The sequence below is a fragment of the Alcanivorax sp. 24 genome (assembly GCF_004360225.1).
GTDB classification, from domain to species: Bacteria; Pseudomonadota; Gammaproteobacteria; order Pseudomonadales; family Alcanivoracaceae; genus Alloalcanivorax; species Alloalcanivorax xiamenensis.
Map to the genome: position 1 here is coordinate 245016 of NZ_SNUA01000001.1, position 16839 is coordinate 261854.

Sequence of the window (16839 nt, forward strand, 5' to 3'; positions counted from 1 at the left end):
CCCGCCATCACCGTTCGGCGACCGCGTTGTCTTTGCGGCTTTGCAGAATTTGCCGGTAGCTGAAAACCTCGCCGTCGGCGGCGAAAGCCTCCGCCTCCGGGCGGCGCATGAACGCGGCCAACTGGTCGCCGTTACGGGCGTAGAAGGCGCTTTTCCCGAACAGCTTCAGACCACTGTTTTTGTCGTAGACATAAGAGGCGTTGATACCACTGCCGTTCTGTTCCGCTTCGCGTTCGGCGGCCAGCATGGCATCAATGGAGTCATAGCCTTTGACGCCGTCTTCGGCGTACCAGATTTCCGCCGGCTGCAAGGCCGGGTTATCCGGAATCGGGGTGACCATGGCGGCGACCGCCTTATCGTAGTCGAGGCCGCTGGCGGCGTAGGCGTTACGCAGATAGCTGTCGTCCACCCAGGCGTTGAAATTCAGGTCCGGAATCTGCTTTTCTTTTTGCAGCAGTTCATGATCGTACTTCATGGCCGCTATCCAGGCGGGTTTGACGCTGGCGTCCATGGTGGTGATGCCGCCATTGCTGAAGTACAGATAGAGCACTTCTTTTTCCACACCGGTCCACTCGGCGACCTGTTCGGCGGCACGTACCGGGTCGTCCCGAATCCATTGCTGTGCTTCGAGGGTGGCCTGCAGAACCGCCTGCACCACCTCGGGGTAGTCCCGAGCGTAGGATTCACGCACCACGATGCCGTGGAAGGTGGGAACGCCGGCCTGGCGGCCGTCGTGGATTTTCCGGCCGGTACCGCGGAATTCCATGATCTCGGACCAGGGACAGAAATCGGCGTGGGCGTCGATTTTGCCGGCGGCGATATTGGCGGCGCCAACTGGTGGTGACTGATTGACAATAGTGACCTTGTCGATCAGCCCTTCGTCTCGCAGTGCCTTGAGCGTCATACCCCAGGCGGCGCTGCCCACTGGGGTGGAAATGGCTTTGCCGGAAAGATCGGAGAGGGACTGGACCGGGGAGTCCACCGGCACCACGATGCCATTACCGGTGCCCTCCTTGTTGTAACCGGTGATGGCGATGAAACGGGTTTCGGCGCGGCCGCCTTCCTGGAATTTGGCGCCATTGACGATCAGCGGGTAATCGCCCATGACACCGAAGTCCAGCTTTCCCGCCAGCATCTGGTTGGTGATCGGCGGGCCAGAATCGTAGTCCTTGAAGACAATGTCGTAGTCCGCGTCTTGATACTTACCGCTCTTGGGTAAGTGCTTTTCGATCAGATTCAGTTTTTCCAGAACAACGCCGCCCGACACGGTGTTGGTCACCATGCTCTGGTGGCCAATGCCAATGCGAATGGTTTCCGCCAGCAGCGGTGTCGAAGCAAGCCCGATAAAAACGCTGAAACAGGCCGCGACGCCGTATCGTTTGTGATTCATGTCCGGTTTCCTCATTGAGAGTTCACTTGTACTAACAAGACATCACCACTGCTTATAAAACGCATTAGACGTGCCAGTTTTCGAAAGCCTGTTCGTATCCGTATGTTTTATAAGGGCAATTTTCTTGTTTGGTGTTTGCGACGGAATCCGGGCGTAAGGTGCGCTTGCCCCTTGCTGGGGCAGGTGCACAGTGATGACGCCAGTTTTCGGGACAAGGCGAGGCGTAACGGTACGACAACTAGAACAAGTTGCTGGCCGCGGCGTGATTCCCGTCGGAGATGTCGGGCCGCCCGCGGACGGGTAGGCGGTATCGTCGAGGTGGACGATGCGAAACAGGGTATGAAAGAGCGAAGGAACAGATCAAAGAATGTTTTTAAATATGGATATCCGTTTTTTCTGTTCACGGCACACTTCGCGGCATGGAAATTGCTGCCTTAAAAGGTATGACCGTTCAGGAGCGCCTCCCATGACAACTCTGGATACCACGCACTTACGCCATCTTCTGCACCATTGGAAAGAACCAATGCAGGGCCAGGATCTAATCAACAGCAAAGCGCTCAGGAACATATCGGTGGACGGTGGCGTCGCGACTTTGAAAGTGTCCCTGGGGTTCCCGGTGGACCGCTATAAAGAAGAAAGCGCGGCGGGCTTGATCGACTATCTGGGTGCTCATGCGAATGCGATGCGGATTGTCGTTGATATGGAATGGCAGGTGCGGCCACATCGTGTCCAGGGCGGCATGGAGCCGTTGCCGGAGGTGCGCAATATCATTGCCGTGGCTTCGGGTAAGGGCGGCGTCGGGAAATCCACCACTACCGCCAATCTGGCGCTGGCCTTGCAGGCGGAAGGCGCGCGGGTCGGCATTCTCGACGCGGACATTTACGGTCCCAGCCAACCGCGCATGATGGGCGTCGATGAGCGGCCGCAAAGTGATGATGGCAAACGAATGACACCGCTGATCGGTCACGGTGTGCAGATCATGTCGGCGGGTTTCATGGTGGAAGAGGATTCGCCGGTGATCTGGCGCGGCTCCATGGTGACCCGGGCACTGACGCAGTTGCTCAAGAATACTCGCTGGCGGGATCTCGATTATCTGCTGGTGGATCTGCCGCCAGGCACTGGCGACGTGCAACTGACACTGGCCCAGCAGATTCCGGTGGCTGGCGCGGTGGTGGTGACCACGCCCCAGGACATTGCCCTGCTGGATGCGCGCAAGGCGTTACGCATGTTCGAGAAGGTGGATATTCCGGTGCTCGGCGTGATCGAGAACATGAGCACTCATGTGTGTAGCCACTGTGGGTATCAGGAACCGATCTTCGGCAGCGGCGGTGGTGGTCGCATGGCGGAGGATTACCAGGTGCCGCTGCTGGGCCAGCTGCCGCTGGACATCGGTATCCGCACCCAGGCCGATGCCGGTCTGCCGTCGATACTGGCTGATCCGGACGGCGCCGTGGCACGGCAATATCGGAATGTGGCCCTGGCCCTGGCCGGCCGGCTGGCCTGCCGGCCACTGGACCACAAAGCCCGCTTCCCGCGCATTGTGGTGGAGAACCGCTGACACGCGACACGCCATTCGCTGCCAAGGCAGCTTCCCACAGGGGGGTCCGAAGCCGCTGTGGGAAGCTTGCTTGCAAGCGAATGCACCAACCTCGGAAGAACGGTATTCGCCAGCAAGCTGGTCTCCCACGGTCGCCGCGTGGCCATCTCTGCATCCATGTCAGCAGGCAGCGCTCAGGACACCTCCGTCACCGGCTTGTGCCTGGCGAACAGCGGTGTCGCCAGCGTCAAGGTGGCGGCGCAGAGCAGGGCGCTGCCGCCGATGATGAAAATCAGAGAGCTGTGCTCGGCGCCGGCGTAAATCGGAGCCATCAGATAGGCCGCCGCCGCTTGTCCGACGGCGAACAGGGCGGTGGCCCGGCCCCAGGCGGTGGCGTGCGCATGGGCGGGTACCAACTCGCCGATGCGGCCCATGGTGGTGGCGACCATGCCAGGGATCAGCGCGCCCACGGTAAAGGACGAAAGCGATACCACCAGGGTGCCTGGTACCAGCATTGGCAGCAGGACCGCCGTTCCCTTTAAGGCCAGAGCGGTGAACAAGGTGCGGTGCCAACCGGCGTGGCGGGCGATGGCGCCGACCAGGAACGGGCCGCTGATGGCGCCGAGAGCCACCAGTCCCCACTGCATCGCCGCTGCCCAGGTGCTGAAATCTCTGTGCCTTTCCAGATAATCCACCCAGAACACGGTATGCGGCACGAAGCCCACGGCATCCAGCAGGTAGGCCAAATAGATGGCGGCCAGCACCAGCCCGACCCGGGCAGGCTGATGGCCCTGTTGCGGAGCGCTCGGCAGGCTTGGCCAGGGGCGCCACACCAGAGCAACGGGTAACAGGGCGATCAGGCCGAGACCCAGCCAGGTCAGTGCCGGCCCTTGTTGTATCAGCAACGGGACCAGGGTGGCGGAGATCAGCACACCGGTGCCGACACCGGTGAAGACCAGCGCGGTGCCTCTCTTGCGCTTGGATTCCGGTAACTGGCTGGCGATCAGTGAGGGCGCCACCACCATCAGCAGGGCGCCGGTGACACCGGCGACGAAGCGCCAGAGGCTGAACCACCACACGGGCCCCTGCCACATGCTGGCCAGGAAACTGATCGCGATCAGCAAGGTGGAAAGTTTGATCACCGCGCCCGGGCTGGTACGGCGGGCCAGACGGCTGGCGAGTACCGCGCCGACCAGATAGCCGAGCAGATTGGTGGCGCCGACGAAACCGGCATCACGGGCGCTCAGCCAGCCGGCCTCGATCAGCCCGGGTAACTGCGCGGCGTAGGCGAAACGGCCCAGTCCTATGCCCGCCAGGGTGGTGGCGGCCCCCATCAGGACAAGACGGGCGGGCGAGGCGGAAGTGGTCATGTGCGGCTCCGGTTCTCAGGGCGGTCGTTGGCAGGTGCCCAGTTAAGCAGAGTCCGCCCATCACTAAAAATGATTTATACAGATGCCAGGTATCACTGATCTGAATGCGCGGGATCAGGCGTGGAGAGCGTCGTCCTGCTGACGCAGATTGATGGCGATCTGCACCAGTTCCGCCAGGGAGTCCGCCGCCATCTTGCTCATCATGTTGGCGCGGTGGCCTTCCACTGTTTTGCGGTTGATGCCGAGTTTATCGGCCACTTCCTGATTGGACAGGCCGTTGACGACTTCCTCGAACACTTGGCGCTCCCGTTTGGTCAGGCCCTGGTAGCGTTGCCGGTGCACCGCCAGTGCCCGCAGTTTGCGGCGATGCTGGCGATCCCGCTCAAGGGCGTTCTGGACATGGTCGATCAGCACCTGATCGTCGAACGGTTTCTCGATAAAGGTCAGGGCGCCATCGGTGAGGGCGGTCACCGCCATGTCGATGCTGCCGTGGGCGGAGATCATGATCACCGGCAGGTCGATGCCGTATTCGGGAAATTTTTTCTGCGCGTTGATACCGCTGAGTTCGGGCATGCGCACGTCCATCACCACGCAGCCGCCGTCGCCAGGCTGGAAACGCTCGAGGAAGGCGAGGGCGGTTTCATGGCAGCGCACCCGCAGCCCCACGGACTCCAGTAGCCATTGCAGGGAGTCACGCACATCGGCGTCGTCGTCGATGATATGAATGGTTTGCGTTGGTTCGCTGTTTGCCATTGGGATCCGGATCAATTCGTCGTGGCCGGCGTGTCATCATCCGCCAGCGCCAGGGTGAAACAAAAACAAGCGCCCCCTTCCTCCACGGCGAGGGGCCACAGTTCGCCGCCAAGGGATTCCACCAGGGAGCGGCTGATGGCCAGGCCCATGCCCAGCCCGTTCTTTTTGGTGGTGAAAAAGCGCTCGAACAGTTTATCCGAGCTGTGTGGCGGCAGGCCAGGGCCCTGATCGCGGACACGGATCTCCAGTTGCTTGCCGTGCCGTTCCGCCTCCAGCCAGACTTTGAGCGGTGCTTGCCCGGCCGGCCTCTGGCAGGCTTCGATGGCATTGACGATCAGGTTGAGCAGAATCTGCTCCAGTTGAATACGGTCCGCCACCACCCGAGCATCCGTCAGGGTTATGCGGTTTTCCAACACCACATTGTGGCGCTCGGCGTTGGGTTCGCAGAATTGCAGCAAATCATCGACCACCGGCAGCAAGTTCATTGCCTCATGCACCGGGGCTCTTTTGCGGGTGAAATCCATCATCCGGTGGATGATGCCGCCGGCGCGCAGAGCGGTATCCACGGTTTTTTCCAGCGGCACGCGCAGGTCCTGCCAGCGGACCTCGGCCTGATCGCCGAAGCGGCGCTGGATGCCGCGCAGATAATTGACGATGCCGGTGAGTGGCTGGTTCAGCTCGTGGGCCAGGCTCGAAGCCAGCTCTCCCATGGTCACCAGGCGGCTGGCGTGTTCGATGTCCGCCTGATAGGCCTTCAATTGCGCTTCCGCCGCCTTGGCCGCGCTCAGATCCCGGGCCACCAGGGAGAAATACTCCATGTCGCCGTGATAGGAGCGGTGCGCCAGCAATTCCAGGGAAACCGGGATGGTCTGGCCACGACGGTCGCGCATCTCCAGCTCACCGCTCCAGTTACCGTGCCGCAGGGCGGTGGGGAAGGCGGCTTCGCCAAGCAGACGGTAGCCGGCCTCGGTAAACAGTGCCGACAAGTCGGCGGAGGGGGTGGCACTGTCCAGCGACAGAGCCTGGCGGGCGGACTCGTTAAGATGGGTGATGCGGTGATCCAGCGAGGTGAAGATCACCAGATCGCTGGTGCTTTCCAGCACCCGTGCCAGCCGCCGGTTGGTTTGCTCCGCCTCGATGCGGCCACTGGCGTCCCGGGACACCACCAGGATTTCACGAATCTCGCCGGTGACCGGGTCACGCAAGGTGCGGCTGGTGCTTTCCAGCCAGGTGTAATGGCCGTCCTTGCAACGGAACCGGTAGGTGTGGGTGTACAGGCCGCGCTCGTAGCGAACGCTGGGGGAGCGCCGCTGGAAATTCTCCACATCGTCCGGGTGATAAAGGTCATAGGCGGAGACGCCGACGATTTCCTCGACGCTGTAGCCGAGCAGATGGGTTACCGCTGGTGAGGCATAAATAAAACGCCAGTCTCCGGGGGTATGCCGGGAGATCATGTCGGTGGACTGCTCGGCCATCTCCGCCAGCAGGCGGTTGCGCTCGGCATCGTCGGTGAGCGCGGTGAAGCCCTCTTCCGGTGTCGGTGTGTCCATGGCGCCGTGGTTGGGTTGCTGGCTAAGGAACATAGTGTACCTCGTGCGGTGCCCAACCACCGCCGGCGTGATGCCGACGGTGTTTTCGGGTATCAGCGCAGGAACTTCTGGCTGAAGGTTTTGAATTGCGGGGCCAGGGAGTCACGAACCCACTCGAAGCCCACCATCTCCCGGGTGACCACGCGTACACCTTCGTCGCGCAGGCGTTGCAGGGCGATGTCGGTGTCCAGTGGGTTGCGCGCGGAGATCGCATCGGCCACCACGAACACTGTGTTGCCGGCCTGGTGCAGCCCCAGGGCGGTCTGCATCACACAGACGTGGGCTTCCATGCCACACAGCACGAAGGTCTTGCCGCGGGCTTCCGAGAGCAGCGGCGCGCATTCCGGTGCGTCGGCGCAGGAAAATACCGTTTTGGCGACGGCGGGGTTCCCCTCGCCGGCCAGTTCCAGCAGCTGGTCGGTGGTGGGGCCGACGCCTTTCGGGTATTGCTCGGTGAAGCGCACCGGCACGTCCATCAGTTGCGCCACTTCGATCAGCCAGCGGCAGTTTTTCACCAGGGTTTCGTGTTCATGCACGCCGGGCAGCAGACGTTCCTGAACGTCGATGACCAGCAGAGTGGAATCTTGGGCTTTGATCAGCATGGGCGGATCCTTAACTCTTTATGTCTTATTGGGAGGGGCGACGGTCCACCATATTGGTGGCCACGCCCTGGGCTACGATCTTGTCCTTGACGCGGCAGACGGTTTCCAGCTTCACCCGGCGCCGTTTTTCGTCGATCTCCAGCACGGTGGCGGTGGCCACCACGGTATCGCCGATGTGCACCGGCGCCTTGAAGGACAGTTGCTGGTCCACATAGATGGCGCCTGGGCCGGGCAGGCGGGTGCCGAGCACGGCGGAGATCAGGCCGGCGCTGAACATGCCGTGCACGATGCGTTGGCCGAACTGGGTGCCGGCGGCGTAGTCCGCGTTCAGGTGCACCGGATTATCGTCACCGGTGATGCCGGCGAACAGTACCACGTCCGCCTCGGTAATGGTCTTGGCGTAGCTGGCGCTGAGGCCGACTTTCAGGTCTTCCAGGTAGTAACCGTGCAGTTCGTCCATCGGGATTCCTTGTTTTACGTAGTGACTCTTTATGTCGTGGCTTTGGTTTGTTCATAAGGCGTGAAGCCATCCAATTAAAGCCAGTGACTGAAAAGTGTAGTGGTTTACACTTTTAAATCCAAGTAGAAATACTTGGTTTTGAAATCCGCCTTTGCTAGTCTCTTGGCCGTCGGTGTCGAACCAGCGTGGTGCGACCTGGTGGGAGAGAACAATGATGCAGGATCAGAATGACGGTCTTTGGGAGAAGGCCATCCGCAGATTGGTGCCGCTCGGACTGGAGGCCTGGAACGAGCGCCGGTTGCTGGACGGCAAGCTGACACTGACCCCGGACCTCAACGGTGGTGACGTGGAGCGCCTGATCAAGTGGATCGACGCTTGTCTGGCGGACGACGGAGGGCAAGTGGCGGCCCGCGACCGGGCGGTGACCCTGGCGCGTGAATTCAAGGCATTGAATCGCGACGGCCGTGCCCGTTTCCTGATGTTGCTGGCGGAACAGTACGCGGTGGATGAGGCGCGGGTGGAGCGGGCCATGGAGCAATGGCGCGCGGCCGGCAATGAGGGGCGCATGCAGGCCGCCTTGGCTTTGCGTGATGCTCTGGAGCCGCCGCGCATGACCCTGCTGACCCGCTTCAACGGCGTGCCGGAGGGGGTCAAGTTCCTGGTGGATCTGCGTGCGGAACTGTTGTCCTTGCGCAAGGAATACCCTCAACTGGCGCCGCTGGAAGCGGATCTGAAGCGGCTGCTCGGCGCCTGGTTCGATGTCGGGCTGCTGCAACTGGAGCAGATCAGTTGGCGGAGCAGCGCCGAGTTACTGGAAAAACTGATCGCCTATGAGGCGGTGCACGCGATTCGGGACTGGAACGATCTGAAGAACCGTTTGCGCCCGGACCGCCGCTGCTTCGCGTTTTTCCATCCGAACATGCCCAACGAGCCGTTGATTTTTGTCGAGGTGGCGCTGGTGGAAGGCATGGCCGGCAGCATTCAGGCGGTACTGGATGAGGACGCGCCGGTGCTGGATGCCCGGCGGGCGGACACCGCCATTTTCTACTCCATTTCCAATGCCCAGGCCGGCCTGGCCGGAATCAGTTTCGGCAACTTCCTGATCAAACGGGTGGTGAAACTGCTGCGCCAGGAACTGCCGCAGTTGAAACAATTCGCCACGTTGTCGCCGATCCCGGGATTCAGCCGCTGGCTGGAGCGACTCCCCGACGATGTTCTGGCCGGATTGCCCGGTGGCACGGTTTGGCGGGACACCGGCAGTGCCGGGGCGCTGTTGGATCCGGAACGGCTGGATCCGTTGCGGGCCGAGGCACTACAGCGGCTGATGGCCTGGTACCTGTGCCGGGAGCAACGCAATGGTCGATACGCCCTGGATCCGGTGGCGCACTTTCATCTCAGTAATGGCGCTCAGGTGGCGCGTCTGAACTGGGCCGCGGACCTGTCGGAAAAGGGCCGGCGCCAGTCCGCCGGCATGATGGTGAATTACCGATACGAGCTGCCGCGCATTGAAACGCGCAGCCAGAGCTACACCGTCGACGGGGCCGTGGCCACGTCGGCATCCATGAAAAAACTATTGAAGGCTTAATAATATGAGCGAAAAACGATTGGCGGTGGTGACCGGCGCCACCGGCGGCTTGGGCGTGGCCATGTGTCAGGCTCTGTGTGATCAGGGCCGCACCGTGGTGGGGACCTACTATCCGGACCCGCAACAGGAACAACAGGCGCGGCAATGGCAGGAAAGCATGGAGCAGCAGGGCTATTCCGTGCACGTGCGTCCCCTGGATGTCACCGACTATGACGCCTGCGCCGTCTTCGCCGCTGATGTGGAAGCGGAGCTCGGTCCCATCGATGTGCTGGTGAATAACGCCGGCATCACCAGGGACGCGCCGATCAAGCGCATGGAGCCGCACTTCTGGCAGGATGTGATCAATACCAATCTGACCTCCATGTACAATCTGTGCCGGGCGGTGTTCGACGGCATGTGCCAGCGCGGTTTCGGCCGTATCGTCAATATCTCTTCCCTGAACGGTGAGAAAGGCCAGTTTGGGCAGTGTAACTATGCCGCCGCCAAGGCCGGTGTTTATGGGTTCACCCGCTCCATCGCCCAGGAAGGCGCGCGCAAGGGGGTGACCGTCAATGCTGTCTCCCCGGGTTATATCGACACGCCGATGGTGCGGCAGGTGCCGGAGAACATTCTTGAAGGTATCATCGCCGGTATCCCGGTAGGCCGTTTGGGCCAGCCGGAGGACATCGCCCGGGCGGTGGCGTTCCTGACCGCGGAGGAAGCGGGTTTCATCACCGGTACAAACTTGTCGGTAAACGGCGGCCAGTACATGAGCTAGGCTTCCGGCGGGCGCCGGCCTGGCTGATTGCCGGCGCCGCATTAGCCGTTTTATCCATTTTTGCCGCGAACAACAAAACAGAGGATGCCCCATGCCGGAATACAAAGCGCCGTTGCAGGACATGGCCTTCGTGCTTGGCGAATTGACCGATATCGATGGCCTGGCGGCACTGCCGCCGTTTACTGAAGTGTCCCGTGACCTGGCCGAAGCTGTGTTGGATGAGGCCGGCAAACTGGCTTCGTCGGTGATCGCACCGCTCAACGCCGAGGGCGATCGCCATGGCGTGCGTCTGGAAGCGGATGGCGTGGTCGCCGCTCCCGGCTTTCGCGACGCCTATCAGCGTTATGTGGACGGCGGTTGGGGCAGTCTGCAGTTCGATCCCGGGTACGGTGGCCAGGGGCTGCCGTTCTCGCTGGCGGTGGCGGTGCAGGAGATGTGGCACGCCGCCAATATGTCCTGGGGGCTGTGTCCTCTGTTGTCCCAGGGCGCGGTGGAAGCGATCGCCGCCAACGCCGATGACACGCTCAAAGCCGGCTATCTGCCGTCCATGGTCAGCGGCGCCTGGAGTGGCACCATGAATCTGACCGAGCCGCAGGCCGGTTCCGACCTGGCGGCGGTGAAGGCGCGGGCGGTGCCGGAAGACGATCATTACCGCATCACCGGGCAGAAAATTTTTATCACCTGGGGCGATCACGACATGGCCGACAACATCGTCCATCTGGTGCTGGCCCGTTTGCCCGATGCGCCGGAGGGGGTGAAGGGCATCTCCCTGTTCCTGGTGCCCAAGTATTTGCTCAACGAGGACGGCTCTCCGGGCGAACGCAATGATTGCCGGGCCATCTCGCTGGAACACAAGATCGGCATTCACGCCAGCCCCACCTGCGTCATGAGCTACGGCGACAATGGCGGCGCCATCGGTTACCTGGTCGGCAAGCCCAATCAGGGACTGGCCTGTATGTTCACGATGATGAACAACGCCCGTCTCACGGTGGGACTGCAGGGCGTGGCCGTCGCTGAACGGGCCTGTCAGCAGGCGCGTGAATATTGCCGCGAAAGAGTACAGGGCGTGGCTCCCGGACAGCGTGAGGCGGGGCCGATCATCGGCCATCCGGATGTGCGCCGTATGCTGATGACCATGAATGCGCTCACCGAGGCGGGGCGCGCGCTGGCCTACGTGGGCTGCGCCGAAGTGGATCGGGTGCACGGTGAAAGCGATCCGCAACGCCGGGCCCGCCATCAGCGGCGCCTGGATTTGCTCACGCCGCTGGTGAAAGGCTGGTGCACGGAGATGGCCCAGGAAGTCACGTCCCTGAACGTGCAGTGTCATGGCGGTATGGGGTTCATCGAGGAAACCGGTGCCGGGCAGTTGTTCCGGGATGCGCGCATCCTGCCGATCTACGAAGGCACCAACGGCATTCAGGCGATGGACCTGGTGGGGCGCAAGACCTTGCGTGACCGCGGCGTCGCCATGTTCGAGATGCTGGAAGAGATCGACGCGTTCCTGGCCGAGCCGCGTCTGGATAGCGTGCTGGGCCGCGAACGCAAAGCGCTGTTGGCGGATGCGGTGGTGGCGGTTTCCGACGCCACGGAATTCTTGCTGGGCGCCAGTGACAGCGCCACGCTGCCCGGTGCTATCGCGTTCCACTATCTGATGTTGAGCGCCACCGTGGTGGCCGCCTGGCAGATGGCCCGTGCGGCGCTGAGCGTGGCGGAAGACGATTCCCCGTTCGCTCGCCGCAAGCGGCATCATGTTCACTTTTACCTCGAGCAGATATTACCCCGTTATCTGCATCACGCCCGGGCTTTGCGTTTCGGTGACGATACATTGATGGCGCTGCCCGAAGAGCTGCTGTAACCCGCAGGAGAAAACCATGTACATCAACGGTGAATGGATCAACAAGGACAACACCTTCGCGGTGTTCAACCCCGCCACCAACGAGCAGATCGGTACCGTCGCCGACGCTGACGACGCTGATATCTCGGCGGCCATCGAAGCGGCCAATACCGCCTTCGCGTCCTGGTCCGCCACCACCGCCTATGAACGGGCGGCGCTGTTGTACAAGGCCCACGGGCTGATGCTGGCGCGCAAACGGGAGCTGGCGGAATTGATGACCCGCGAGCAGGGCAAGCCCCTCAAGGCGGCGCTCAACGAAGTGGGTTATGGCGCTGATTTTCTACTGTGGTTCGCGGAGGAAGCCAAGCGCATGTACGGCGAAACCATCCCGTCCGCCCGCGCCAACCAGCGCTTCTGGGTGCGGCAGCATCCGGTGGGCGTGGTCGGCGCGATCACGCCGTGGAATTATCCGATTTCGATGATCACCCGCAAACTGGCGCCGGCGGTGGCGGCGGGTTGCACCATCGTGTTGAAACCGGCGGAAGCGACACCGCTGTGCGCCCAGGCCATGTTCGAGATTTTCCATGAGGCCGGCTTCCCGCCGGGGGTGGTGAATCTGATCACCAAGCAGGATCCGAAGCCGGTGGGTGAGGCGTTCTGCACCCACCCATTGGTGAAGAAAATCACCTTTACCGGCTCCACGCCGGTGGGCAAATATCTGTCCGGGCTGGCCGGCGGTCATCTCAAGCGGGTTTCCATGGAGCTGGGCGGTCATGCCCCGGCGATCGTCTTCAATGACATGGATCCGGTGCATGCGGCCAAAGGGTTGTCTCTGGTGAAATTCCTCAACACCGGCCAGGCCTGCATCAGTCCCAATCGCATCTTCGTTCAGCGTGACATCATCGAGCCGTTCCTGGCGGAGATGAGTAACCGCATCGCCAGGTTGAAGGCCGGCAACGGCATGGAAGAGGGCATCAGCATTGGCCCGTTGATCAATCAGGCGGCCATCGACAAGGTGGCCGGACAGGTGGACGACGCGGTGGCCAAGGGCGCCCGCCTGATGCAGGGCGGCGAGCGTCTGTTCGCCGGTGAGGCGGACCGCGGCCATTTCTATGCGCCGACCCTGTTGGCGGACGTGACCCCGGAAATGCGCATTTACCGGGAGGAGACGTTCGGCCCGGTGGCGCCGGTGATTCCCTTCGACGACGAAGAGGAAGTGCTGGCCATGGCCAACGACACCCATTACGGGCTGGCGGCCTACGTGTACACCGAGAAGCTGTCCCGGGCGATTCGCATGTTCGAAGGTCTGCGGTTCGGCATCATCGGCATCAATGACATCAATCCCACCAGCGCGGCGGCGCCATTCGGTGGTATGAACGAAAGCGGTCTGGGGCGCGAGGGGGCCCGGGAAGGCTTGCTGGAATATCTGGAAACCAAACTCGGTGGCGTGGCGGTCTGACCGCCGGGCAGCCCCGGTTCCGTTGAAAGGCCCGCTTTAGCGGGCCTTTTTATTTTGGGTGTTTTCACTTGATTAAAAAGGTATATATACCTAGTATTCAGGGGAAAACCCCTGATTCAAAAAAACGGCATTACCGCCGCATCGATAACGCCAATAAAACCGGATAACGGAGAACAACATGAGTCTGCGAAAGAGAGCGGACGGAGGCGAGCAGCCTTCGGCGCTGGGTTTCCTGAAGCTGCGCATCCCCTTTGTTCACTACAAACTGGAATTGCCCGACATTCTGCAGGGCGCGATTCTGTGTGTGGTGCCGCTGAGTATTTCCGGCCTGATGACATCGGTGCTGGGTATTCCTTTCGAGATTGCCGTGGCTTTCGTGGTGATCAACAACTTCCTGTTCATGCTGCACGGCCATTTCGGTGATCCGGCGGTGTCCGGCTGGATTACCGCCGGCATTCCCTTGTACGTGGCTTTTCTATCCGGCTACCCGGAAGGGGACGCGCGCATTCTCGCCCTGGTGGCGTTGCAGTTAACGGTGGCGGCGGTGTTTTTCGCCATGGGCCTGTTCAAGGGGGCGGATGTGCTGGTGCGCAAGATGCCCATGTCATTGAAGGCGGGGATTCTGATCGGCGCCGGCTTTTCCGCGGTGATGACCGAGTTCTCCGACACCGGCCGGGTCTGGTCCATGCCGATCACCATTCTGCTCGGGGCCACGCTCGGGTTCTTCATGCTGTTCTCCAGAACGGCGGCGCCGCTGCGTGAGCGCTACCCGATGTTTCGCTTCATTGCCCAGTACGGTATCGCCGTGCCGTTCCTGATTGCGTATGTGTTCGGCATTCTGATCGGTGAAGTGCAGGCGCCGAGTCTGCAATGGGGTTGGGTCTCGCTGCCGTTTGGCGAGATGCTCGACAGCTATACCGTGTTCGGCCTTGGCTGGCCGTCTTATCAGTATTTCCTGGATGCTTTGCCACTGGCGCTGGCCGCCTATGTGATCGCGTTCGGGGATGTACTGGTGATCGACTCTCTGTTTAAAAACGCGGACAAGGTACGCAAGGATGAGAAGCTGGTATTCAGCCCGCGCCGCAACAGCATCATCGCCGGTATCCGTAATCTGTTTCACGGGCTGTGCGCGCCTTTCATCAGTCTGTCCGGGCCGTCCTGGACCGGTGGCCAGGCACTGGTGGTCAATCGCTATATGAATAACGACCGCAAGGCCATGGACAGCTATTGGGGCGGTGCCAACAGCATCTATTGGGGTATGAGCATCGCGCTTCTGCTGCTGCCGGTGGTGTCGCTGTTCAAGCCGGGTTTGAACATCGGCCTGGCGCTGACCTTACTGATCCAGGGTTATCTGTGCGGCTACCTGGCGGTGGAGATGCTCGGCAAGGGCACCAACCTGCAACGCGGTGTGGCGGTGATCGTCGGTGCCATTCTGGCCACCAAGGGCGCCGCCTGGGGGCTGGGCGCCGGTCTGGTTCTGTGGCTGGTGCTGGAGCGTGACTGGCTGGCTGGCGAAAGCCGCGCCACCGCCGGTGCCGCCGAGCCCGCCAGCTCTGAATAGACCGGATTGTTTCGCGAAAACAACAAAGTGACACCGTAACCCGGCGCCCCGTGATCGGCATGGGGCGCCCTTGATTCAGGAGATTCCGATCATGTCCAGCTCGCTTGCTTTCGATGCGGACCTGACGCCCAACGCCGCCAATTTCTCGGCGCTGACACCGCTCACTTTTCTGGCCCGTACCGCGCTGGCGCATCCCTATCGCACCGCGGTGATTCATGGTCCGGTGCGGCGCACCTGGGGCGAGACTCATCAACGCTGTTTGCGGTTGGCCTCCGCGCTGCGGGCCATGGGGGTGGGGCCCGGTGATACCGTGGCGGCATTGCTACCCAATGTACCGGAAATGCTGGAGCTGCATTTCGCCGTGCCGATGCTGGGCGCGGTACTCAACACCCAGAACACCCGCCTGGACGCGGCGTCCATGGCGTTCATGCTGGATCACGGGCAGGCCAAGGTGTTCTTCATCGACCCTGAATTCCATGAGCGAAGCCGGGAGGCGTTGTCCTGTTGCTCGGTTTCGCCTCTGGTGGTGGATGTGGAGGATCCGACTTTCGAAGGCGGGGAGCGGGTCGGAGAACTGACTTTTGACGAACTGCTGGCTCGTGGGCGTGACGACTTTACCTGGCAGGCGCCGGCGGATGAATGGCAGGCGATCACGTTGAACTACACCTCCGGCACCACTGGCGACCCCAAGGGCGTGGTCTACCATCACCGTGGCGCCTACCTGAATGCCCTGAGCAACATTATTGGGCTGGGGTTGCCCCAGGGCGCGGCGTATCTGTGGACGCTGCCCATGTTTCACTGCAACGGCTGGTGTTTTCCCTGGGCGGTGACCGCCGTGGCCGGTACCCACGTGTGTCTTCGCCAGCCCCACCCGGAGCCGATTTTTCGTGCCATCAGCGAGCACAAGGTGACCCATTTCTGCGCCGCCCCGGTGGTGCTGAACATGATGATCAACGCGCCGGAAGAGCAGCGTCGGCCCTTCGATCACACCGTGACCGTGGCCACCGGCGGTGCCGCGCCACCGGCCGCCACCATCGCCGCCATGGAAAACCTGGGGATCAACATTGTCCATTTGTATGGTCTCACCGAAACCTACGGCCCCAGCCTGGTGTGTGAATTCCAGGACCCGTGGGCGGCGCTGTCCCTGGAAGACAAGGCCGACAAGGTGGCGCGGCAGGGGATTCTGTCGCTGTCGATGACCGACATGATGGTGGCCGATCCGGAGACGATGACACCGGTACCCCGCAACGGCGTCAGCCTGGGTGAGCTGTTCGTGCGCGGGCACAGCGTCATGAAAGGCTATCTGAACAACCCCGGAGGCACTGAAAAAGCCTTCGCCGGCGGCTGGTTCCATACCGGTGACCTGGGAGTGTGGCATGAGGACGGTTACGTGGAGATCAAGGACCGCTCCAAGGACATTATCATCTCCGGTGGCGAGAACATTTCCACCCTGGAAGTGGAGAGCGTGCTGTACGCCCACCCCGCGGTGCTGGAAGCCGCGGTGGTGGCCGGCCCTGATCCGCATTGGGGAGAAATTCCCTGTGCCTTCATCGCCTTGAAGAGCGGGCTTTCGGTCAGCGAGGAAGACATCGTCAGCCATTGCCGGGAGGGCCTGGCGGGCTTCAAGTGCCCCAAAAAGGTGTTCTTCGTCGACGAGTTGCCGAAAACCTCCACCGGGAAATTCCAGAAACACGTGTTGCGCGAGCAACTCAGCGCCTGATTTTCCCTGCGTTCTTCCGGGGGCTCCCCCCGGAAGTTTTTTCTATTCGGGATCCCCCGGTCAGGTCATGAAAGCACTGACTTCCAACGCCTCTCTTTAAAGAACCCTGTCAGTCCGAAATCTGCCCGTTAGCACTTACCCATCCCCAATTTGGGGGATGTGGATTTTTTTCAGCATGGCTACCTTGCTTTGGGCTAATGGAGGACAAGGCGATAAACGCTG

Annotated in this window: 13 protein-coding genes; 7 read left to right on the forward strand and 6 right to left on the reverse strand. The window is 61.7% G+C overall.

The window, feature by feature from the left end; genetic code table 11:
• Positions 1 to 7 precede the first annotated feature (7 nt).
• Complete coding sequence (locus E0L37_RS01115) at positions 8 to 1390, reverse strand: ABC transporter substrate-binding protein (RefSeq protein WP_201303761.1); 1383 nt, start codon at positions 1388 to 1390, stop codon at positions 8 to 10.
• A gap of 466 nt (positions 1391 to 1856) precedes the next feature.
• On the opposite strand from E0L37_RS01115, the gene apbC reads away from it, so the two are divergent.
• Positions 1857 to 2948: an iron-sulfur cluster carrier protein ApbC gene (gene apbC, locus E0L37_RS01120; RefSeq protein ID WP_133489973.1), complete on the forward strand. Its 1092-nt coding sequence runs from the start codon at positions 1857 to 1859 to the stop codon at positions 2946 to 2948.
• Positions 2949 to 3121: 173 nt separating this feature from the next.
• Here the strand turns inward: apbC and E0L37_RS01125 are convergent, their stop codons facing one another.
• The 5 genes from E0L37_RS01125 to E0L37_RS01145 all read right to left on the reverse strand — a co-directional run bounded on the left by E0L37_RS01125 (position 3122) and on the right by E0L37_RS01145 (position 7701).
• Complete coding sequence (locus E0L37_RS01125; RefSeq protein WP_133489974.1) at positions 3122 to 4297, reverse strand: YbfB/YjiJ family MFS transporter; 1176 nt, start codon at positions 4295 to 4297, stop codon at positions 3122 to 3124.
• Positions 4298 to 4411: 114 nt separating this feature from the next.
• On the reverse strand, positions 4412 to 5050 hold the full coding sequence (locus E0L37_RS01130; protein WP_133489975.1) for a response regulator transcription factor: 639 nt from the start codon (positions 5048 to 5050) through the stop codon (positions 4412 to 4414).
• Between the two features lie 11 nt (positions 5051 to 5061).
• Positions 5062 to 6633: an ATP-binding protein gene (locus tag E0L37_RS01135; protein ID WP_236564075.1), complete on the reverse strand. Its 1572-nt coding sequence runs from the start codon at positions 6631 to 6633 to the stop codon at positions 5062 to 5064.
• Between the two features lie 59 nt (positions 6634 to 6692).
• Entirely contained in the window at positions 6693 to 7241 is a 549-nt protein-coding gene (locus tag E0L37_RS01140) for an isochorismatase family protein (protein ID WP_133489976.1), read from the reverse strand.
• A 25-nt stretch (positions 7242 to 7266) separates the two neighbouring features.
• Complete coding sequence (locus tag E0L37_RS01145) at positions 7267 to 7701, reverse strand: MaoC family dehydratase (RefSeq protein ID WP_133489977.1); 435 nt, start codon at positions 7699 to 7701, stop codon at positions 7267 to 7269.
• A gap of 211 nt (positions 7702 to 7912) precedes the next feature.
• Between E0L37_RS01145 and E0L37_RS01150 the strand changes: the two genes are divergently transcribed.
• From E0L37_RS01150 to E0L37_RS01175, 6 genes are all read left to right on the forward strand, one after another.
• Complete coding sequence (locus tag E0L37_RS01150) at positions 7913 to 9286, forward strand: malonyl-CoA decarboxylase (protein ID WP_133489978.1); 1374 nt, start codon at positions 7913 to 7915, stop codon at positions 9284 to 9286.
• Positions 9287 to 9290: 4 nt separating this feature from the next.
• The gene (gene phbB / locus E0L37_RS01155; RefSeq protein WP_133489979.1) at positions 9291 to 10043 is read left to right on the forward strand and encodes an acetoacetyl-CoA reductase; all 753 of its coding nucleotides are present in this window, start codon (positions 9291 to 9293) and stop codon (positions 10041 to 10043) included.
• A 91-nt stretch (positions 10044 to 10134) separates the two neighbouring features.
• Complete coding sequence (locus E0L37_RS01160; protein WP_133489980.1) at positions 10135 to 11898, forward strand: acyl-CoA dehydrogenase; 1764 nt, start codon at positions 10135 to 10137, stop codon at positions 11896 to 11898.
• A gap of 16 nt (positions 11899 to 11914) precedes the next feature.
• On the forward strand, positions 11915 to 13336 hold the full coding sequence (locus E0L37_RS01165; RefSeq protein ID WP_133489981.1) for an NAD-dependent succinate-semialdehyde dehydrogenase: 1422 nt from the start codon (positions 11915 to 11917) through the stop codon (positions 13334 to 13336).
• Positions 13337 to 13514: 178 nt separating this feature from the next.
• The gene (locus tag E0L37_RS01170) at positions 13515 to 14897 is read left to right on the forward strand and encodes a hypothetical protein (protein ID WP_133489982.1); all 1383 of its coding nucleotides are present in this window, start codon (positions 13515 to 13517) and stop codon (positions 14895 to 14897) included.
• Between the two features lie 91 nt (positions 14898 to 14988).
• Complete coding sequence (locus E0L37_RS01175; protein ID WP_133489983.1) at positions 14989 to 16617, forward strand: acyl-CoA synthetase; 1629 nt, start codon at positions 14989 to 14991, stop codon at positions 16615 to 16617.
• Positions 16618 to 16839: the final 222 nt, after the last annotated feature.